The organism is Pseudomonas sp. ABC1 (genome assembly GCF_013395055.1).
Taxonomy (GTDB): Bacteria; Pseudomonadota; Gammaproteobacteria; order Pseudomonadales; family Pseudomonadaceae; genus Stutzerimonas.
In genome coordinates this window covers 2,727,501-2,749,251 of sequence record NZ_CP058349.1, presented here as the reverse complement: position 1 = coordinate 2,749,251, position 21,751 = coordinate 2,727,501, and the positions used below count along the sequence as shown (strand labels likewise).

The following is a 21,751-nucleotide window of genomic DNA, read 5'->3' as shown; positions in this document are numbered from 1 at the left end:
GGCTGGATTAGCCTTGTTTTTTAACCAGTGCTTCGACGATGTTCGACGGAGCTTCGGAGTATTTGGAGAATTCCATGGAGTAGCTGGCGCGACCCTGGGACATGGAACGAACGTCGGTCGCATAACCGAACATCTCGCCCAGCGGAACCTCGGCACGGATAACTTTACCCGAAACCGAATCTTCCATCCCCTGGATCAGACCACGACGACGGTTCAGGTCACCCATCACGTCACCCATGTAGTCCTCTGGAGTCACCACTTCGACCTTCATGATCGGCTCGAGAACCACGCCACCGCCCTTCTGGGCCAGTTGCTTGGTCGCCATGGAGGCAGCGATCTTGAACGCCATCTCGTTGGAGTCGACGTCATGGTAAGAACCATCGAATACGACTGCCTTCAGACCGAGGAGCGGATAGCCAGCGACAACGCCGTTCTTCATCTGCTCTTCGATGCCTTTCTGGATAGCCGGGATGTATTCCTTCGGAACCACACCACCTACCACTTCACTGGTGAAGATCAGCCCTTCTTCGCCCTCATCAGCAGGCGAGAAGCGAATCCAGCAATGCCCGAACTGACCACGACCACCGGACTGACGAACGAACTTGCCTTCGATTTCGACATTGGTCTTGGTGATCTTCTCGCGGTAGGAAACCTGCGGCTTGCCGATATTCGCCTCGACATTGAACTCGCGACGCATACGGTCGACAAGGATGTCCAGGTGCAGCTCGCCCATACCGGAAATGATGGTCTGACCGGTTTCTTCGTCAGTCTTGACGCGGAAGGACGGGTCTTCCTGAGCCAGACGACCCAGCGCAATACCCATTTTCTCCTGGTCGGCCTTGGTCTTCGGCTCGACAGCCACCGAAATGACCGGCTCCGGGAAGTCCATGCGCTCAAGGATGATTGGCTTGTCGGTATCGCACAGGGTATCGCCCGTGGTGACATCCTTCATGCCGATCAGCGCAGCGATGTCGCCCGCGCGCACTTCCTTGATCTCTTCACGCTGGTTGGCGTGCATCTGCACCATACGACCAACGCGCTCTTTCTTGCCCTTGACCGAGTTGATCACGGAGTCGCCGGAAGCCAGGACGCCGGAATAAACCCGAGCGAAGGTCAGCGTACCCACGAAGGGGTCGGTCGCGATCTTGAAGGCCAGCGCAGAGAACGGAGCTTCGTCGGAAGCGATACGCTCGTCAGACTGCTCCTCGTTATCCGGATTGACACCCTGGATCGGAGGAATATCGGTCGGCGCAGGCAGGAAGTCGATCACAGCATCGAGAACCAGGGGAACACCCTTGTTCTTGAAGGAAGAACCCAGAACAGCCGGAACGATCTCGCCAGCAATAGTCCGCTGACGCAGACCTGCCTTGATCTCTTCGACGGTCAGCTCACCCTCTTCCAGGTACTTGTTCATCAACTCCTCGTTGGCTTCGGCAGCAGCCTCGACCATATTGGAGCGATACTCTTCAGCTTGATCCTGGAGCTCGGCAGGGATCTCTTCCTCGCGGAAGGTCGTACCCTTGTCTTCGTCATTCCAGTAGATGGCCTTCATGCGCAGCAGGTCGACCTGACCGACGAAGTTTTCTTCGGAGCCGATCTGCAGCTGCAGAGGAACCGGAGTGTGGCCCAGGCGCTTCTTGATCTGCTCGACAACGCGCAGGAAGTTGGCACCCTGACGGTCCATCTTGTTCACGTAGACGATACGCGGCACACCGTACTTGTTGGCCTGACGCCATACAGTTTCGGACTGCGGCTCAACGCCGGAAGTACCACAGAAGACCACAACCGCACCATCGAGCACGCGCAGGGAGCGCTCCACTTCAATGGTGAAGTCAACGTGACCGGGGGTATCGATCACATTGACACGGTGGTTCTTGTACTGCTTCTGCGAACCCTGCCAGAAGGCAGTGACGGCCGCGGAAGTGATGGTAATACCGCGCTCCTGCTCCTGCACCATCCAGTCGGTGGTCGAAGCACCATCATGGGTTTCACCCATCTTGTGGTTGACACCGGTATAGAACAGCACGCGCTCGGTGGTCGTGGTTTTACCCGCGTCCACGTGCGCACAGATACCAATGTTGCGGTAAAGGTTGATCGGTGTAGTACGAGCCATAAAGCCCTCGCAAGGTTAGTTTCGCTGAAATCAGAAGCGGTAGTGCGAGAAGGCCTTGTTAGCCTCAGCCATGCGATGCACGTCTTCACGCTTCTTGACTGCGGCGCCTTTGCCTTCGAAGGCATCCAGCAACTCACCAGCCAGGCGCAGAGCCATGGATTTCTCGCCGCGTTTGCGCGCGGAGTCTACCAGCCAGCGCATTGCCAGCGCGTTACGACGGGAAGGACGAACTTCGACCGGAACCTGGTAAGTCGCACCACCTACGCGGCGGGACTTCACTTCGACCAGCGGAGCGATGGCGTCGAGTGCTTTTTCGAAGATTTCCAGAGGATCGGTGTTCTTGCGGGTTTTGACTGTGTCCAGTGCACCGTAAACGATGCGCTCGGCCACGGCCTTCTTGCCGCTTTCCATCACGTGGTTCATGAACTTGGCGAGGATCTGGCTTCCGTACTTCGGATCATCCAGAATCTCGCGTTTGGCTGCTACACGACGTCTTGGCATTGATAAGCCCTCAAACGGTCTTCAGGTAGCTCGGGACAGTGAACACAGCACGCCCGACCTTACTCTTATCGACTCAAATAAATGGATATGTTGCTTACTTCGGACGCTTGGTACCGTACTTGGAACGGCCCTGCTTACGATCCTTGACACCCGAGGTATCCAGGGAACCGCGAACGGTGTGATAGCGCACACCCGGAAGGTCTTTTACACGACCGCCACGGATCAGCACGACACTGTGCTCTTGCAGGTTGTGGCCTTCACCGCCGATGTACGAGGCGACTTCGAAGCCATTGGTCAGGCGAACACGGCAGACTTTACGCAGTGCAGAGTTCGGTTTCTTGGGCGTGGTGGTGTATACGCGAGTACACACGCCACGACGTTGCGGGCAGTTCTGCAGCGCAGGGACGTCGCTTTTCTCGACGACGCGCTTACGCGGCTGACGTACCAGCTGGTTGATAGTTGCCATCTACTAGCTCCACTGTTGTCTTTCGACACAAACGAAAAATGGCAGGGCAAAACGCCCCGCCAAATTAGGGGTACGAGAGTCTAAAGAGCTTCCCGTACACCGTCAAGGCAGACACCCGCCATCGGCGGGCCTCCGCAATCAGTTGGCGCTGGAGTTCAGCGCCTCGGTCAGTGCCGCTTCGACCTCATCGGCACTCACCCGTACAGGCTTCTCGATTTCACGGCGACGCTTGCGTTCGCTGTGGTAAGCCAGGCCCGTACCGGCCGGAATCAGACGACCGACCACGACGTTCTCTTTCAGACCGCGCAGGTAGTCACGCTTCCCAGTAACCGCAGCCTCGGTGAGGACGCGAGTGGTTTCCTGGAAGGACGCCGCCGAGATGAAGGACTCGGTGGACAGCGAGGCCTTGGTGATACCCAGCAGCACGCGAACATACTTGGCGACGAACTTGTCTTCCGTACCCAGTTGCTCGTTCTCTTCCAGAACGTGGGTCAGCTCGACCTGGTCGCCCTTGATGAAGCTCGAGTCGCCCGACTCGCTCACTTCGACCTTGCGCAGCATCTGGCGCAAGATGGTTTCAATGTGCTTGTCGTTGATCTTCACACCTTGCAGGCGGTAGACGTCCTGGATCTCGTTGACGATATAACGAGCCAGTGCGCTGACGCCCAGCAGGCGCAGGATGTCATGCGGGTTGCTCGGGCCGTCGGAGATAACCTCACCACGGTTGACCTGCTCACCCTCGAAGACGTTGAGGTGACGCCATTTCGGGATCAGCTCTTCGTACGGATCGCTACCATCGGTCGGAGTAATGACCAGGCGGCGCTTGCCCTTGGTTTCCTTGCCGAAGGAAATGGTGCCGCTGATTTCCGCCAGGATGGAAGGCTCTTTCGGACGACGCGCTTCGAACAGGTCGGCAACGCGCGGCAGACCACCGGTGATGTCGCGAGTCTTGGACGTCTCTTGCGGGATACGTGCGATGACGTCACCCACGTTGATTTCCGCACCATCCGCGACACCGACCAGGGCGTTCGCCGGCAGGAAGTACTGTGCAGGCACATCAGTACCCGGCAGCAGCAGCTCCTTGCCATTGGCATCGACCATCTTGATCGCCGGACGGATGTCCTTGCCAGCGGCCGGACGGTCTTTCGGGTCCATCACTTCGATGTTGGTCAAACCCGTGAGTTCGTCGGTCTGACGCTTGATGGTGATGTTCTCCTCCATCCCCACGAAGGTCACGGTACCCTTCATCTCGGTGACGATCGGGTGGGTGTGCGGGTCCCATTTGGCAACGACCGCACCCGCCTCGACCTTGTCGCCTTCCTTGACGGAAATAACGGCACCGTACGGCAGCTTGTAGCGCTCACGTTCACGACCGAATTCGTCGGCAACAGCCAGCTCGCCGGAGCGGGAGACGGCAACCAGGGCGCCATCGAGACGCTCGACGTGCTTGAGGTTGTGCAGACGGATGATACCGCCGTTCTTCACCAGGACGTTGTCGACCGCAGAGGTCCGGCTCGCCGCACCACCGATGTGGAAGGTACGCATGGTGAGCTGGGTACCCGGCTCACCAATCGACTGGGCGGCGATGACACCGACAGCCTCACCGATATTCACCTGATGACCACGAGCCAGGTCGCGACCATAGCACTTGGCGCAGATGCCATAACGGGTTTCGCAAGTGATCGGAGAGCGAACGGTCACTTCGTCGATGGTATTCAGCTCGATGAAATCGACCCACTGCTCATCGATCAGCGTGCCGGCCGGCACGATGACTTCTTCGGTGCCCGGCTTGAACACGTCTTTCGCAATCACACGACCCAGCACGCGCTCACCCAGCGGCTCGACCACGTCGCCACCTTCGATGTGCGGCGTCATGTGCAGGCCCTGCTCGGTGCCGCAATCGATCTCGGTGACGACCAGATCCTGGGCGACATCCACCAGACGACGGGTCAGGTAACCGGAGTTCGCGGTTTTCAGAGCGGTATCAGCCAGACCCTTACGCGCACCGTGAGTGGAGATGAAGTACTGCAGTACGTTCAGGCCTTCACGGAAGTTCGCGGTGATCGGCGTCTCGATGATCGAGCCGTCCGGCTTGGCCATCAGGCCGCGCATACCGGCCAGCTGGCGAATCTGCGCAGCAGAACCACGAGCGCCGGAGTCAGCCATCATGTACATGGAGTTGAAGGAGTCCTGCTCGGCCTCCTTGCCCTCACGATCGATGACCTTCTCTTTCGAGAGGTTGGCCATCATCGCCTTGGACACTTCATCGTTGGCCTTCGACCAGAGGTCGATCACCTTGTTGTACTTCTCGCCCTGAGTAACCAGGCCCGAGGCGTACTGCGATTCGATTTCCTTCACTTCCTCGGTAGCCGCATCGATGATGCGCGCCTTTTCGTCCGGAATGACGAAGTCGTTCACACCGATGGAAACGCCGGAAATGGTGGAGTAGGCGAAACCGGTGTACATCAGCTGGTCAGCGAAGATGACGGTATCTTTCAGCCCAACGGTGCGGTAGCACTGGTTGATCAGCTTGGAGATCGCCTTCTTCTTCATCGGCTGGTTGACCACGTCGAACGACAGGCCGTCCGGCACGATCTGGAACAGCAGCGCACGGCCGATGGTGGTGTCGACGATACGGGTGTTGCGGGCAATGCTGCCGTCCCGATCCTTGACCACTTCGTTGATACGCACCTTGACACGTGCATGCAGCGAGGCCTGGCCGGCACGGAAGACACGGTCGACTTCCTGCAGGTCAGCGAAGACGCGACCTTCGCCCTTGGCATTGATGGCTTCACGGGTCATGTAGTACAGACCCAGAACCACGTCCTGCGACGGAACGATGATCGGCTCGCCGTTGGCTGGCGAGAGGATGTTGTTGGTCGACATCATCAGCGCGCGCGCTTCGAGCTGAGCTTCCAGCGTCAGCGGCACGTGAACGGCCATCTGGTCACCGTCGAAGTCGGCGTTATACGCGGCGCAGACCAGCGGGTGCAGCTGGATCGCTTTACCTTCGATGAGAACCGGCTCGAACGCCTGGATACCCAGACGGTGCAGGGTCGGTGCACGGTTCAGCAGCACGGGATGTTCGCGGATGACTTCTGCGAGAACGTCCCAGACCTCGGGCAGCTCGCGCTCGACCATCTTCTTGGCAGCCTTGATGGTGGTCGCCATGCCGCGGGCTTCGAGCTTGCCGAAAATGAACGGCTTGAACAGCTCGAGGGCCATTTTCTTCGGCAGACCGCACTGGTGCAGACGCAGGGTCGGACCTACGGTAATCACGGAACGACCGGAGTAGTCCACGCGCTTACCGAGCAGGTTCTGACGGAAGCGACCTTGCTTACCCTTGATCATGTCGGCCAGGGACTTCAGCGGACGCTTGTTCGAGCCAGTGATGGCGCGACCGCGACGACCGTTGTCGAGCAGCGCATCGACCGCTTCCTGCAGCATGCGCTTTTCGTTGCGCACGATGATGTCCGGCGCGGACAGATCGAGCAGGCGCTTCAGGCGGTTGTTACGGTTGATCACGCGGCGATACAGATCGTTGAGATCGGACGTCGCGAAACGGCCACCGTCCAGCGGAACCAGCGGGCGCAGATCCGGCGGCAGAACCGGCAGAACGGTCAGTACCATCCACTCAGGCAAGTTGCCCGAGCCATGGAAGGCTTCCATCAGTTTCAGACGCTTGGACAGCTTCTTGATCTTGGTTTCCGAGTTGGTCTGCGGAATCTCTTCGCGCAGGCGACCGATCTCGTGTTCCAGGTCGATTTCATGCAGCAGCTCGCGCACGGCCTCGGCGCCCATGCGGGCATCGAAATCGTCGCCGAACTCTTCAAGCGCTTCGAAATACTGCTCGTCGTTGAGCAACTGGCCTTTTTCCAGGGTAGTCATACCCGGATTGATCACGACATAGCTCTCGAAATAGAGCACGCGCTCGATATCACGCAGAGTCATGTCCAGCAGCAGGCCGATACGGGACGGCAGCGACTTCAGGAACCAGATGTGGGCGACGGGCGAAGCCAGTTCGATGTGCGCCATGCGCTCGCGGCGAACCTTGGCCAGCGCGACTTCAACGCCACACTTCTCGCAGATCACACCACGGTGCTTGAGGCGCTTGTACTTGCCGCACAGGCACTCGTAGTCCTTGACCGGGCCAAAGATCTTGGCGCAGAACAGACCATCGCGCTCGGGCTTGAAGGTACGGTAATTGATGGTTTCCGGTTTTTTGACTTCACCGAAAGACCAGGAACGGATCATCTCGGGCGACGCCAGGGCAATCTTGATGGCATCGAACTCTTCGATTTGACCCTGGTTTTTCAGCAGATTCAGCAAGTCTTTCAAGGCCTTTCCTCCTCACGGACCTGCGCTACCCGACGGCGGGTCGGATAGCGCGAAGGCGGTGCGTGGTTATTCGGTTTCCAGATCGATGTCGATACCCAGGGAACGGATTTCCTTGATCAACACGTTGAAGGACTCGGGCATGCCGGCCTCCATGCGGTGATCGCCGTCCACGATGTTCTTGTACATCTTGGTCCGACCGTTCACATCGTCCGACTTCACAGTCAGCATTTCCTGCAGGGTGTAGGCGGCGCCATAAGCTTCCAGCGCCCAGACCTCCATCTCCCCGAAACGCTGACCACCGAACTGCGCCTTGCCGCCCAGCGGTTGCTGGGTAACCAGGCTGTAGGAGCCAGTGGAACGGGCGTGCATCTTGTCATCGACCAGGTGGTTCAGCTTCAGCATGTACATGTAGCCGACCGTGGTGGTGCGCTCGAAAGCGTTGCCGGTACGACCATCGAACAACTGCATCTGACCGCTTTCCGGCAGGTCGGCCAGCTTCAGCATGGCCTTGATCTCACGCTCCTTGGCACCATCGAAGACCGGAGTGGCCATCGGCACACCGTTCTTGAGGTTCTTCGCCAGAGCGATGATTTCCTGATCGCTGAAGCTTTCCAGGTCTTCCTGGCGCCCACCGATCTCGTTGTAGATCTCGCTGAGGAACTTGCGCAGCTCGGCGATCTTGCGCTGCTCTTCGAGCATGCGATTGATCTTCTCGCCCAAGCCCTTGGCCGCAAGGCCCAGGTGGGTTTCGAGAATCTGTCCGACGTTCATACGCGAAGGTACGCCCAGCGGGTTGAGGACGATGTCGACCGGCGTGCCATTGGCATCGTGCGGCATGTCTTCGACCGGCATGATGACCGAGACCACACCCTTGTTACCGTGACGGCCAGCCATCTTGTCACCCGGCTGGATGCGACGCTTGATCGCCAGGTAGACCTTGACGATTTTCAGCACGCCCGGCGCCAGATCGTCGCCTTGCTGCAGCTTGCGCTTCTTGTCTTCGAACTTGTCGTCGAGCAGCTGACGGCGGTCGGACAGGTAGGCCTGGGCCTTCTCCAACTGCTCGTTCAGCGCGTCCTCGGACATACGCAGCTTGAACCACTGCCCATGTTCGATGTTGTCGAGTACTTCGTCGGTGATGACGAGGCCTTTCTTCAGACCGGCACCGCCTTCGACGGTCGCACCGACCAGCGCGGAGCGCAGGCGCTCGAAGGTCGCACCTTCGACGATACGGAACTCTTCGTTGAGATCCTTGCGGATTTCGTCGAGCTGCATCTTCTCGATAGCCAGAGCACGCGAGTCGCGCTCGACGCCATCACGAATGAAGACCTGAACGTCGATGACAGTGCCCTTGGTGCCCGTAGGAACGCGCAGGGAAGTGTCCTTAACGTCGCTGGCCTTCTCACCGAAGATCGCACGCAGCAGCTTCTCTTCCGGGGTCAGTTGCGTCTCGCCCTTAGGCGTGACCTTACCTACCAGGATATCGCCAGCGCCCACTTCGGCACCGACATAGACGATACCCGCCTCATCCAGCTTGTTCAGGGCGGCCTCACCGACGTTCGGAATGTCCGCAGTGATTTCCTCTGGGCCGAGCTTGGTATCGCGCGATACGCAGGTCAGTTCCTGGATGTGGATAGTGGTGAAGCGATCTTCCTGGACCACACGCTCGGAAAGGAGGATGGAGTCTTCGAAGTTGTAACCGTTCCAGGGCATGAACGCGACGCGCATGTTCTGGCCCAGGGCCAGCTCACCCATGTCGGTGGAAGGACCATCGGCCATGATGTCGCTGCGCTCGACCACATCACCCTTGCTCACCAGCGGGCGCTGGTTGATGCAGGTGTTCTGGTTGGAACGGGTGTATTTGGTCAGGTTGTAGATGTCGACACCGGCCTCGCCAGTCTCGACTTCCGCGTCATGCACACGCACGACGATACGGCTGGCATCGACCGAGTCGATCACACCACCACGACGAGCGACCACGCAGACGCCGGAGTCACGGGCGACGTTGCGCTCCATGCCGGTACCGACCAGCGGCTTGTCGGAGCGCAGCGTCGGAACAGCCTGACGCTGCATGTTCGAGCCCATCAATGCACGGTTGGCATCGTCATGCTCGAGGAACGGAATCAGCGACGCAGCAACGGATACGACCTGGCGAGGAGAAACGTCCATCAGGGTGACGTCTTCCGGCGCCTTGACGGTGAACTCGTTCAGGTGACGGACGGTTACCAGCTCATCGACCAGTTGGGTGCCTTCGAGTTTGGCACTGGCCTGGGCGATCACATGATCAGCCTCTTCGATCGCCGACAGGAAAACGATCTCGTCGGTGACGTTGGCGTCCTTGACCACACGGTACGGGCTTTCCAAGAAGCCGTACTGGTTGGTGCGCGCATAGGCTGCCAGGGAGTTGATCAGGCCGATGTTCGGACCTTCCGGCGTTTCGATCGGGCATACACGGCCGTAATGGGTCGGGTGTACGTCACGGACTTCGAAGCCTGCACGCTCACGGGTCAGACCGCCCGGGCCGAGTGCGGAAACACGGCGCTTGTGGGTGATCTCGGAGAGCGGGTTGTTCTGGTCCATGAACTGCGAGAGCTGACTGGAACCGAAGAACTCCTTCACCGCCGCTGCGACTGGCTTGGCGTTGATCAGGTCCTGCGGCATCAGGCCTTCGCTCTCGGCCATGGAGAGACGCTCCTTGACCGCACGCTCGACACGCACGAGGCCAACACGGAACTGGTTCTCGGCCATCTCGCCGACACAACGCACACGACGGTTACCCAGGTGGTCGATGTCATCGACGATGCCTTTACCGTTGCGGATGTCGACCAGGGTCTTCAGCACAGCGACGATATCTTCACGGCTCAGGACGCCAGAACCTTCGATCTCGGTGCGACCGATACGACGGTTGAACTTCATCCGACCCACAGCGGACAGGTCGTAGCGCTCGGGTGCGAAGAACAGGTTGTTGAACAGTGTCTCCGCGGCATCCTTGGTTGGCGGCTCACCAGGACGCATCATGCGGTAGATTTCGACCAGCGCTTCCAACTGGTTGGTGGTCGAGTCGATCTTCAAGGTATCGGAGATGAACGGACCGCAGTCGATATCGTTGGTGTACAGCGTTTCAAAGCGAACCACTTGCGCCTTGACCAGCTTGGCCAACAGGTCGACGGTCAGCTCGGTGTTGCACTCGGCGAGGATTTCGCCGGTAGCCGGGTGCACGATAGCCTTGGCAGTGGTGCGCCCCAGCACATACTCCATCGGCAGCTCGAGCTCTTTGATAGCTGCCTTGTCGAGCTGGTTGATATGGCGCGCAGTGATCCGACGACCTTGCTCGACCAGAACCTTGCCGCTTCCATCACGGATATCGAAAGCGGCAATCTCGCCACGCAGACGCTGCGGCACCAACTCCAGAGTCAGGGTCTCACCCTTCACATGGAAGACGTTGGTGTCGTAGAAGGCATCGAGGATTTCTTCGGTGCTGTAGTTCAGAGCACGCAGCAGAACCGATGCCGGCAACTTGCGGCGACGGTCGATACGCACGAAAACCGCGTCCTTCGGATCGAATTCGAAATCGAGCCAGGAACCGCGGTAAGGAATGATGCGCGCGGAGTACAGCAGTTTTCCGGAGCTGTGGGTCTTGCCACGGTCATGGTCGAAGAACACACCCGGCGAACGGTGCAACTGGGAAACGATGACGCGCTCGGTACCGTTGATGATGAAGGTACCGTTCTCGGTCATCAGGGGAATTTCCCCCATGTAGACTTCCTGCTCCTTGATGTCCTTGATCGCTTTGCTCGACGACTCCTTGTCGAAAATGATCAGGCGTACACGGACACGCAGCGGAACGGCGAACGTCACGCCCCGCAGAACGCACTCCTTCACGTCGAAGGCAGGATCACCCAGGCGATAGCCAACATACTCCAGCGCTGCATTGCCGGAATAGCTGATGATCGGGAAGACGGATTTGAAAGCGGCATGCAAGCCAATATCGCGGAACTGATCCTTGTTGAGTCCCGCCTGCAGGAATTCGCGATACGAATCCAGCTGGATGGCCAAAAGATACGGCACGTCCATCACGTGCGGTAACTTGCTAAAGTCCTTGCGGATACGTTTTTTCTCAGTGTATGAGTAAGCCATCAGCGTTCCCCAGCTTGGTCACCTGCTTGTCTGGCACACCTCCGGCGGAAGTGGCCAAAAAATCTTGCGAATCTGTCATTCGCGCCACCTTGATGGTGGGTTCCGTCACATTAAGCAGCCAAACTTGCTGCTAGAACGGAAAAAGGCCGGTGGCAAAAGCCACCAGCCATCAGCCTTGCGCGAGGCGCTTCGGCTGTAGACGCAAAATCGTCGCTTACTTGAGCTCGACTTTGGCGCCTGCTTCTTCCAGGGCTTTCTTGGCAGCTTCGGCTTCTTCTTTCGAAACACCTTCTTTGACAACGCCCGGAGCACCATCGACAACAGCCTTGGCTTCTTTCAGACCCAGGCCAGTCAGTTCGCGAACAGCCTTGATCACGTTGACTTTCTTGTCGCCAGCTTCGGCCAGGACGATGGTGAACTCGGTTTGCTCTTCAGCAGCGGCAGCAGCCGGGCCAGCAGCAGCAACGGTAGCGGCGGCGGCAGTAACACCGAACTTCTCTTCGAAAGCCTTGATCAGCTCGACGATTTCCAGAACGGATTTCTGGGCAACTGCTTCGATGATTTCTTCGTTGGTCAGAGCCATGACTCTAATTCCTGTCTAGGGGACGGCCTACGGCCATCAAATAAGTATTGAATCGCGAAAAACCATGCGCCTATCAGGCAGCAGCGGCTTCTTTCTGATCGCGAACAGCTGCCAGAGTACGAGCCAGCTTGCTGGTGGCGCCTTGGATAACGCTCATCAGTTGCGAAATGGCTTCGTCATAGGTCGGCAGAGTTGCCAGTACGTCGATCTGGTTGGCTGCGAGGAACTGACCCTCGAATGCAGCGGCCTTGATCTCGAACTTGTCCTGACCCTTGGCGAACTCCTTGAACAGACGGGCAGCAGCGCCCGGGTGCTCGTTGGAGAATGCAATCAGGGTCGGGCCTTTGAACACGTCGTTGAGCACGTCATATTGAGTGCCTTCAACGGCGCGCTTGAGCAGGGTGTTACGCACGACACGTACGTACACACCAGCTTCGCGGGCCTCTTTACGGAGTCCGGTCATGGCCCCCACAGTCACGCCACGGGCATCAGCCACGACAGCGGAAAGGGCAGCTTTGGCAGCCTCGTTGACTTCAGCGACGATGGCTTTCTTGTCTTCGAGTTTGATTGCCACGGGTTTTACTCCTGGATGTTACCGGTTCATCCGGCCGGAGCCGGACGCAATTTGGTGTCTGATTCGGTATGAATCGGGAGCACCTCTGCGTAGGCTTGGGAATACTCCATCTTTTAAGACTTGCGTCGCCTACGGTCTTGGATAGCCCCCGCCAGGCAGGGACCCCAATTTCTAGCCTGGCCCGCTCTCACGGGCCAGCAAATCACGCGTCGAGGGAAGCCTGATCGATGATCAGACCAGGCCCCATGGTAGTGCTCAGGGTCACGCGCTTGACGTAGATACCCTTGGAAGTCGAAGGCTTCAAGCGCTTCAGATCGGACAGCAGAGCTTCTACGTTCTGCTTCAGCTGGACAGCTTCGAAACCGACCTTGCCGACCGAGCTGTGGATGATGCCGTTCTTGTCAGTACGGAAACGCACTTGACCCGCTTTGGCATTCTTCACGGCAGTAGCCACGTCAGGGGTTACAGTACCGACCTTCGGGTTGGGCATCAGGCCACGCGGGCCGAGCACCTGACCCAACTGACCAACAACGCGCATGGCATCAGGAGATGCGATGACTACGTCATAGTTCAGGTCGCCACCTTTCATTTCGGCAGCCAGTTCATCCATACCAACACGATCAGCGCCGGCAGCCAGAGCCGCTTCTGCAGCAGGCCCTTGAGTGAACACAGCGACACGAACGGTCTTGCCGGTGCCGTTCGGAAGAACGGTAGCACCACGAACGACCTGGTCGGACTTACGAGGATCGACACCCAGATTGATGGCGATATCGAAAGACTCGGTGAATTTGACAGCGGACAGATCGGAGAGCAGCTTGGCCGCATCTTCGAAACCGTATTGCTTGCCGGCTTCAACCTTCTCGGCGAAAACCTTCTGACGCTTGGTCAACTTAGCCATTACACGCCCTCCACGTTCAGACCGATACTGCGAGCGGAACCAGCGATGGTACGCACGGCAGCTTCCAGATCAGCAGCGGTGAGGTCCGCATTCTTGACCTTGGCGATCTCTTCCAGTTGAGCACGGGTAACGGTGCCGACTTTCTGAGTATTGGGGCGAGCAGAGCCGCTAGCCACACCGGCAGCCTTCTTCAGCAGAACGGCAGCAGGCGTACTTTTGGTTTCGAAAGTGAAACTGCGGTCGCTATATACGGTGATGATCACAGGAGTCGGCAGACCGGGCTCTTGACCCTGAGTGCGCGCATTGAACGCCTTGCAGAACTCCATGATATTCACACCATGCTGACCCAGAGCAGGACCAACAGGTGGCGACGGATTGGCCTGACCGGCCTTTACCTGAAGCTTGATGTAAGCTTGAATCTTCTTAGCCATAGCTACTCCGTTACGGGTATTAACGCCTTGCGGCTCCCCTTCACTTGCTTGAGTGTCCCAGCGACAACAAAACCCCGCAGCCGATAGCTGCGGGGTATGGGATCACATTATCGATCAGATCTTCTCGACCTGACTGAACTCCAACTCCACCGGAGTGGAGCGACCGAAAATAAGCACTGCAACTTGAATGCGGCTTTTTTCGTAATTAACCTCTTCGACCACGCCATTGAAGTCCGCAAAAGGACCATCAGCAACGCGAACCGTTTCACCCGGCTCGAACAACGTTTTTGGCTTGGGCTTGTCACTGCCATCAGCAACGCGACGCAGGATAGCGTCAGCCTCTTTATCCGTGATGGGGGCCGGCTTGTCTGCAGTGCCGCCGATAAAGCCCATCACTCGAGGAGTATCTTTTACCAAGTGCCACGTACCTTCATTCATATCCATATGAACGAGCACATAACCCGGAAAGAATTTGCGTTCACTTTTGCGCTTCTGGCCATTACGCATCTCAACCACTTCTTCAGTGGGAACCAGAATCTCGCCAAACTCATCTTCCATGCCGGCAAGCTTGACGCGCTCTACCAGGGAACGCATTACATGCTTCTCGTAACCCGAGTAAGCATGCACAACATACCAACGCTTAGCCACGAGACACCCTTAACCTACGACCATGGAGACCAGCCAACCCAGCAGGGAATCCAACCCCCACAGCAACAACGCCATGACCAGAACCACAACCACCACGATAAGCGTAGTCTGGGTCGTTTCCTGACGAGTCGGCCACACGACCTTGCGAATCTCTACACGCGCCTCTTTCAAAAGAGTGAAGAAAGCACGCCCTTTTGCAGTCTGAAAAGCAACGACAGAAGCAATTGCCGCCACAACAAGCAAAGCCAGGACCCTGTATAGGATCGGCTCAGCCGAGTAATACTGATTACCCACAACAGCAACAACAACCAAAGCAGCCACAACAAGCCACTTGACCATGTCGAGGCGCGAGCCACTGGCTTCAGCTTTGATATTCATCTGCTAGAACCTTGCTAAGACTGCCACCGGAAAGTGGCAGGCCAGGAGGGAATCGAACCCCCAACCTGCGGTTTTGGAGACCGCCGCTCTGCCAATTGAGCTACTGGCCTAGATAAAGTCAGGCCGACTATTATGCCGACCTGAAAGGACTAGATCAACTACTTATTCGACGATCTTGGCAACCACGCCAGCACCAACGGTACGACCGCCTTCGCGAATAGCGAAGCGCAGGCCGTCTTCCATGGCGATCGGCTTGATCAGGGTGACAACCATTTTCACGTTGTCGCCCGGCATGACCATCTCAACGCCTTCCGGCAGTTCGCACGAACCGGTCACGTCAGTGGTACGGAAGTAGAACTGCGGACGGTAGCCCTTGAAGAACGGGGTATGACGACCACCTTCTTCTTTGGACAGAACGTACACTTCTGCTTCGAACTTGGTGTGCGGCTTGATGGTGCCCGGCTTGGCCAGAACCTGACCACGCTCGACGTCATCACGCTTGGTGCCGCGCAGCAGTACGCCGCAGTTCTCGCCAGCACGACCCTCGTCGAGCAGCTTGCGGAACATCTCGACACCGGTGCAGGTGGTCTTGGTGGTCGGACGCAGACCGACGATCTCGATCTCTTCCTGGATCTTGACGATACCGCGCTCCACACGACCAGTCACAACAGTACCGCGACCGGAAATCGAGAACACGTCCTCGATCGGCATCAGGAACGGACGATCGATGGCACGAACCGGCTCAGGAATGTAGCTGTCCAGTGTTTCGACCAGCTTCTTGACCGCGGTAGTACCCAGCTCGTTGTCGTCCTGGCCGTTCAGGGCCATCAGAGCGGAACCGATGATGATCGGAGTGTCATCACCCGGGAAGTCGTAAGTGCTCAGCAGGTCACGAACTTCCATTTCGACCAGTTCCAGCAGCTCGGCGTCGTCAACAACATCAGCCTTGTTCAGGAACACGACGATGTAAGGAACACCTACCTGACGGGACAGCAGGATGTGCTCGCGAGTCTGCGGCATGGGGCCGTCAGCAGCCGAGCAAACCAGGATCGCGCCGTCCATCTGGGCAGCACCGGTGATCATGTTCTTCACGTAGTCGGCGTGACCCGGGCAGTCAACGTGCGCGTAGTGACGAATGTTGGAGTCGTACTCTACGTGCGCAGTGTTGATGGTGATACCGCGAGCCTTCTCTTCCGGAGCGCTATCGATCTTGTCGAAGTCGACCTTGGCCGAACCGAACACTTCGGAGCAGACGCGAGTCAGAGCAGCGGTCAGAGTGGTTTTACCATGGTCAACGTGACCAATGGTGCCAACGTTGACGTGCGGTTTGTTACGTTCGAATTTTTCTTTAGCCATCGAGATCGTCCCCATCACCAAGTGAACTGAGCGAGCCACACCACAATTAAAACAAAGGCAGATATCGAAATATCTGCCTTTGGATTTGGAGCTCATGAGCGGATTTGAACCGCTGACCTCACCCTTACCAAGGGTGTGCTCTACCAACTGAGCTACATGAGCGAAACATTTTAAACCTCAACCTGGAGCGGGTAGCGGGAATCGAACCCGCATCATCAGCTTGGAAGGCTGAGGTTCTACCACTAAACTATACCCGCCATAAGCCAAGACTTATGAAGAAAACTGGTGGAGGGAGAAGGATTCGAACCTTCGAAGTCGATGACGTCAGATTTACAGTCTGATCCCTTTGGCCGCTCGGGAATCCCTCCAAAGAGGGCAGCATTCTCATCGCCACCCCTTTGACTGTCAAGCATTTTCTCAATTAAAACCTGAGGTTACCTCAACAGTGCCATCACTTACCGGAGCTTTTGAATCGGCATCCAGTAAAGCGGGCGCAATTCTATTCAACGATCCCGTCAGTTGCAACAACTTTGCATTGCATTTCCTCGACCTGCATATTCGAAATCGATGCCGACACGACCGCAAGCACCTCTGGAGAGACCAGACGCCTATCCTCAGGAGCGACCTTCAACCAGAATTTCCTGTGCACCCTGGGCAACGTCCGGACCTCCGCCTCGAAGCCGAGCTGCTGAAGCCTTGCGAGCAGGCTATCTACCTCTGTCTTACGCAAGAATATGCCTAGGGAAACACCACCAGCCAGATCACCATCAGTGATGATATAACCGTCGACATTGCGAGCCTGCAAATCTCGTAGCTGCTGCAGCGACGCAGCTCGAGAGCCCAAGGGAGGCAGATAGACCCACGAATCCTCACCTGACACAGAGTCAAGCGCCTGCAAAGTAGAATTTATGTCCAGGCTCAGCAAACGCTGGCGAAGATCCAACAGGGAAGCCTCTGTATCGAGCCCCCCAAGGAAGAGGCAGTCGACTTGCCTTTCTTTCTCAGCTACCCCCTGAGACTCACTCAGCAGCTGAATAACACCGCCCTGTGGAGGCAGCATCTCCCGCGCTTGAATGACTGCATGTGGTGCTCGGTACTGATATTGAACACAAAAGAACACATTCAATATCAGCAATAGCAAAAAGAGCCAACGCATCTAGCCACCTATACCGGACAAGCCAGAGCCAAACCACGGAAAACCAAGTCCGGGACAAGGCAGACAGAATCCATTCCATCAACGAGCGCACCATCACCACCAGTCACGTACACAGGAACCCCCTCTCCCAGAAGACGCACAGCACTGGCAATCTGCCCCTCTATATAAGCGCGCAGCATTATTAAACACCCCCGCTCTACAGCCTCTGCCGTAGAGCGCCCAGGTGACAGGTCACCAAGGAAGACATCGTCTACCAGGTCATAGCGAATCCGCTGCGTATGTGATTGGAGCTGCTGCCTCAGGGAAGGGATCCCCGGGCATATATAACCACCAAGGTGCCGACCCGCCCCATCAACCCAGTCAACAGTCACCGCCGTTCCCAGATCGATCACAAGACACGCTTCTCGCGCCAGATTGTACGCAGCAACGATCGCAAGCCAGCGATCCATGCCTAGCCGGCGATAGTCCAGGTAACCATTGGAAACCCCCGCCAACGCCTCAGAAGGCAAAGCCTGCGATACAGGACAACCCAGTAGAAGAGATACAGCCTTCGAGACCTCAAGCGTTTCCTCATCACTGCGCACACTGACCATACGAATAGAGGACACTGCCCCCTCAACCTCCCCCAACTGCCGCAGGAGTGCATTGAGCCCATCAGCAATTCGAACAGTCGCAGCGCTCGCACAAGTACTCGAAAGAGTTCGCCACTTCAGAAAGCTGTTCCCGCAGTCCAACTCAAGAATCATGTTCCAGCCTCAGACTCAACTCTCCACCACTGAAAGCACGTACGTGCCCGCCAACGTCCAGACACAGAGCGCCATGATCATCCACACCAAGCATTCGCCCTACAACGTCCTGCGGACCAGCACTTAACCTGCAGACAAGTCCCTGCCATACATTCAGGGACTCCCACTCCGCCCGCAGAGCAGCGAACCCCTCAGCCATGTGTCGCTCTATATAGCCGGAGAGAGAAAGAGCAAGGCACCCCAGAAGCTCATTACGATCAACGCATCTACCCAAAACAGAACGCAGGGACACCCACGGCTGACCTATCCCCTCACCGCCAGAGTCCATCATGTTCACATTGATGCCAATACCGATCACAACATGGCATTGATCAGCCGGATCCCCCGTCAGCTCAAGCAGGATCCCGGCAACTTTCTTTCCCCCCACATAGACATCATTGGGCCACTTGAGCCCCACTCCAGATACGCCCATCTTGCGCAATGCATCAACAACAGCAAGACCAACGACCAGACTCATACCTGGCAGATGTCGCCCCCCATCCTCGATCTGGAGCACAAAACTACAGTAGAGGTTGAGCGCAGGAGGACTGGACCACTGCCGCCCTCGACGACCCCGCCCCGCCGTTTGAGACTCAGCTACGACAACGAAGGAAGGAGTGACCAGGCGCTGCAATAGCCGAAGCGCCTCTGCATTTGTAGAGTCCGCCTCCTCATAAAGGAAGAGGCTCCATCCGAGCGGACGCAGAACAGATGACAGGCCTGCCTCATCCAGAAGAGATAAAGGAGAAGCCAGTCGATAACCTTTACCGGACACTCGCTCCAGGGGGACAGGAAAGCTTTTCTCCAAAAGCCGCAGCCTTTTCCACACCGCAGCCCTGGTTACGCCAAGCGAAGCGCCCAGCTCAGCTCCAGAGTGAAAGCGACCATCGCTAAGCAACTGCAGCAATTTGTACATAAAACGCTCATATTCAGGGAGCAGGCAGCATGATAACGGCAGAGGTCGCTCATGCCTATAAACCCGACGCAAGGTTTGGCAAGTAAGCGTCATCATGTACCACTGACAGTCGAATAAAACTCAACACAAAGACAAACCCCCCGATCCATTAGGACCGGGGGGTTTGATTAGAAGCTTGACGATGACCTACTCTCACATGGAGAAACTCCACACTACCATCGGCGATGCGTCGTTTCACTACTGAGTTCGGGATGGGATCAGGTGGTTCCAACGCTCTATGGTCGTCAAGCAATTCGGTTGCTGTCTCGGGGTTTAGCCGCTACAGCGAATTGGGTATGTGATGTCTATGGTAATGCTTTGTAGTGCTCTTGCAAACTTTCGGTTTGTCGACTTTACCTTCGACACCCTCTGCTGTGCAGCAGATTGTTTGGGTGTTATATGGTCAAGCCTCACGGGCAATTAGTACTGGTTAGCTCAACGCCTCACAACGCTTACACACCCAGCCTATCAACGTCGTAGTCTTCGACGGCCCTTCAGGGAGCTCAAGGCTCCAGTGAGATCTCATCTTGAGGCAAGTTTCCCGCTTAGATGCTTTCAGCGGTTATCTCTCCCGAACATAGCTACCCGGCAATGCCACTGGCGTGACAACCGGAACACCAGAGGTTCGTCCACTCCGGTCCTCTCGTACTAGGAGCAGCCCCTCTCAAATCTCAAACGTCCACGGCAGATAGGGACCGAACTGTCTCACGACGTTCTAAACCCAGCTCGCGTACCACTTTAAATGGCGAACAGCCATACCCTTGGGACCGGCTTCAGCCCCAGGATGTGATGAGCCGACATCGAGGTGCCAAACACCGCCGTCGATATGAACTCTTGGGCGGTATCAGCCTGTTATCCCCGGAGTACCTTTTATCCGTTGAGCGATGGCCCTTCCATACAGAACCACCGGATCACTAAGACCTACTTTCGTACCTGCTCGACGTGTCTGTCTCGCAGTCAAGCGCGCTTTTGCCTTTATACTCTACGACCGATTTCCGACCGGTCTGAGCGCACCTTCGTACTCCTCCGTTACTCTTTAGGAGGAGACCGCCCCAGTCAAACTACCCACCATACACTGTCCTCGATCCGGATAACGGACCAGAGTTAGAACCTCAAGGTTACCAGGGTGGTATTTCAAGGTTGGCTCCACGCGAACTGGCGTCCACGCTTCAAAGCCTCCCACCTATCCTACACAAGTAAACTCAAAGTCCAGTGCAAAGCTATAGTAAAGGTTCACGGGGTCTTTCCGTCTAGCCGCGGATACACTGCATCTTCACAGCGATTTCAATTTCACTGAGTCTCGGGTGGAGACAGCGCCGCCATCGTTACGCCATTCGTGCAGGTCGGAACTTACCCGACAAGGAATTTCGCTACCTTAGGACCGTTATAGTTACGGCCGCCGTTTACCGGGGCTTCGATCAAGAGCTTCGCTTGCGCTAACCCCATCAATTAACCTTCCGGCACCGGGCAGGCGTCACACCCTATACGTCCACTTTCGTGTTTGCAGAGTGCTGTGTTTTTAATAAACAGTCGCAGCGGCCTGGTATCTTCGACCAGCAAAGGCTTACGTAGTAAATACTTCACCCTCACCGGCGCACCTTCTCCCGAAGTTACGGTGCCATTTTGCCTAGTTCCTTCACCCGAGTTCTCTCAAGCGCCTTGGTATTCTCTACCCAACCACCTGTGTCGGTTTGGGGTACGGTTCCTGATTACCTGAAGCTTAGAGGCTTTTCCTGGAAGCATGGTATCAACCACTTCACTTTCTAAAAGAAAGCTCGTCATCAGTTCTCGGCATTGATTTCCCGGATTTACCTAAGAAACCTGCCTACCACCTTAAACTTGGACAACCAACGCCAAGCTGGCCTAACCTTCTCCGTCCCCCCATCGCAGTAACCAGAAGTACGGGAATATTAACCCGTTTCCCATCGACTACGCTCTTCAGCCTCGCCTTAGGGACCGACTCACCCTGCGTCGATTAACGTTGCGCAGGAACCCTTGGTCTTTCGGCGTGCGAGTTTTTCACTCGCATTGTCGTTACTCATGTCAGCATTCGCACTTCTGATACCTCCAGCAAGCTTCTCAACTCACCTTCACAGGCTTACAGAACGCTCCTCTACCGCTCAACTTACGTTGAACCCGTAGCTTCGGTGCATGGTTTGAGCCCCGTTACATCTTCCGCGCAGGCCGACTCGACTAGTGAGCTATTACGCTTTCTTTAAAGGATGGCTGCTTCTAAGCCAACCTCCTAGCTGTCTAAGCCTTCCCACATCGTTTCCCACTTAACCATGACTTTGGGACCTTAGCTGACGGTCTGGGTTGTTTCCCTTTTCACGACGGACGTTAGCACCCGCCGTGTGTCTCCCGTGCTGACACTTGCCGGTATTCGGAGTTTGCATCGGTTTGGTAAGTCGGGATGACCCCCTAGCCGAAAC

The 21,751-nt window shown here is 56.8% G+C and carries 15 protein-coding genes, 4 tRNA genes and 2 rRNA genes (1 of these 21 running past the window's edge); all 21 read right to left on the bottom strand.

All coding sequences use genetic code 11. The features are described 5' to 3' along the window. Positions 1–7: 7 nt before the first annotated feature. Entirely contained in the window at positions 8–2,113 is a 2,106-nt protein-coding gene (fusA, locus tag HW090_RS12005) for an elongation factor G (RefSeq protein ID WP_179113749.1), read from the bottom strand. 30 nt (positions 2,114–2,143) lie between these two features. Further along, positions 2,144–2,614: a 30S ribosomal protein S7 gene (gene rpsG, locus HW090_RS12000; RefSeq protein ID WP_021217015.1), complete on the bottom strand. Its 471-nt coding sequence runs from the start codon at positions 2,612–2,614 to the stop codon at positions 2,144–2,146. A gap of 94 nt (positions 2,615–2,708) precedes the next feature. Next, positions 2,709–3,080, bottom strand: a complete 372-nt coding sequence (gene rpsL / locus HW090_RS11995) for a 30S ribosomal protein S12 (RefSeq protein ID WP_025240342.1) — start codon at positions 3,078–3,080, stop codon at positions 2,709–2,711. 138 nt (positions 3,081–3,218) lie between these two features. Beyond that, the gene (gene rpoC / locus HW090_RS11990; RefSeq protein ID WP_179113748.1) at positions 3,219–7,418 is read right to left on the bottom strand and encodes a DNA-directed RNA polymerase subunit beta'; all 4,200 of its coding nucleotides are present in this window, start codon (positions 7,416–7,418) and stop codon (positions 3,219–3,221) included. A gap of 66 nt (positions 7,419–7,484) precedes the next feature. Further along, positions 7,485–11,555, bottom strand: coding sequence for a DNA-directed RNA polymerase subunit beta (gene rpoB / locus HW090_RS11985; protein ID WP_179113747.1), 4,071 nt, complete (start codon positions 11,553–11,555; stop codon positions 7,485–7,487). A 214-nt stretch (positions 11,556–11,769) separates the two neighbouring features. Next, positions 11,770–12,138, bottom strand: a complete 369-nt coding sequence (gene rplL, locus HW090_RS11980; RefSeq protein ID WP_179113746.1) for a 50S ribosomal protein L7/L12 — start codon at positions 12,136–12,138, stop codon at positions 11,770–11,772. 73 nt (positions 12,139–12,211) lie between these two features. Further along, positions 12,212–12,712 (bottom strand): 50S ribosomal protein L10, encoded by a 501-nt coding sequence (rplJ, locus tag HW090_RS11975; protein WP_073269007.1) that lies wholly within the window; start codon positions 12,710–12,712, stop codon positions 12,212–12,214. Positions 12,713–12,914: 202 nt separating this feature from the next. Continuing rightward, positions 12,915–13,610 carry a 50S ribosomal protein L1 gene (rplA, locus tag HW090_RS11970; protein WP_179113745.1) on the bottom strand — a complete coding sequence of 232 codons (696 nt, stop codon included), beginning with the start codon at positions 13,608–13,610 and terminating at the stop codon, positions 12,915–12,917. Beyond that, positions 13,610–14,041: a 50S ribosomal protein L11 gene (gene rplK, locus HW090_RS11965; RefSeq protein WP_131186042.1), complete on the bottom strand. Its 432-nt coding sequence runs from the start codon at positions 14,039–14,041 to the stop codon at positions 13,610–13,612. The genes rplA and rplK overlap by 1 nt, the downstream gene beginning before the upstream one ends. A 114-nt stretch (positions 14,042–14,155) precedes the next feature. Then, complete coding sequence (gene nusG, locus HW090_RS11960) at positions 14,156–14,689, bottom strand: transcription termination/antitermination protein NusG (RefSeq protein ID WP_179113744.1); 534 nt, start codon at positions 14,687–14,689, stop codon at positions 14,156–14,158. 9 nt (positions 14,690–14,698) lie between these two features. After that, positions 14,699–15,067, bottom strand: coding sequence for a preprotein translocase subunit SecE (secE, locus tag HW090_RS11955; RefSeq protein WP_179113743.1), 369 nt, complete (start codon positions 15,065–15,067; stop codon positions 14,699–14,701). Between the two features lie 34 nt (positions 15,068–15,101). Then, a tRNA-Trp gene (locus HW090_RS11950) sits at positions 15,102–15,177 on the bottom strand. 52 nt (positions 15,178–15,229) lie between these two features. After that, entirely contained in the window at positions 15,230–16,423 is a 1,194-nt protein-coding gene (gene tuf / locus HW090_RS11945) for an elongation factor Tu (protein ID WP_179113742.1), read from the bottom strand. An 86-nt stretch (positions 16,424–16,509) separates the two neighbouring features. Further along, a tRNA-Thr gene (locus HW090_RS11940) sits at positions 16,510–16,585 on the bottom strand. 21 nt (positions 16,586–16,606) lie between these two features. Next, a tRNA-Gly gene (locus HW090_RS11935) sits at positions 16,607–16,680 on the bottom strand. Between the two features lie 26 nt (positions 16,681–16,706). Beyond that, a tRNA-Tyr gene (locus tag HW090_RS11930) sits at positions 16,707–16,791 on the bottom strand. A 131-nt stretch (positions 16,792–16,922) separates the two neighbouring features. Further along, the gene (locus HW090_RS11925; RefSeq protein ID WP_179113741.1) at positions 16,923–17,579 is read right to left on the bottom strand and encodes an SPOR domain-containing protein; all 657 of its coding nucleotides are present in this window, start codon (positions 17,577–17,579) and stop codon (positions 16,923–16,925) included. An 8-nt stretch (positions 17,580–17,587) separates the two neighbouring features. Beyond that, on the bottom strand, positions 17,588–18,325 hold the full coding sequence (locus HW090_RS11920) for a type III pantothenate kinase (RefSeq protein WP_179113740.1): 738 nt from the start codon (positions 18,323–18,325) through the stop codon (positions 17,588–17,590). After that, the gene (gene birA / locus HW090_RS11915) at positions 18,315–19,280 is read right to left on the bottom strand and encodes a bifunctional biotin--[acetyl-CoA-carboxylase] ligase/biotin operon repressor BirA (protein WP_179113739.1); all 966 of its coding nucleotides are present in this window, start codon (positions 19,278–19,280) and stop codon (positions 18,315–18,317) included. The genes HW090_RS11920 and birA overlap by 11 nt, the downstream gene beginning before the upstream one ends. Before the next feature lie 173 nt (positions 19,281–19,453). Beyond that, a 5S ribosomal RNA gene (rrf, locus tag HW090_RS11910) occupies positions 19,454–19,569 on the bottom strand. A 149-nt stretch (positions 19,570–19,718) separates the two neighbouring features. Next, positions 19,719–21,751: ribosomal RNA gene (locus HW090_RS11905) — 23S ribosomal RNA — on the bottom strand (it continues 858 nt past the right edge of the window).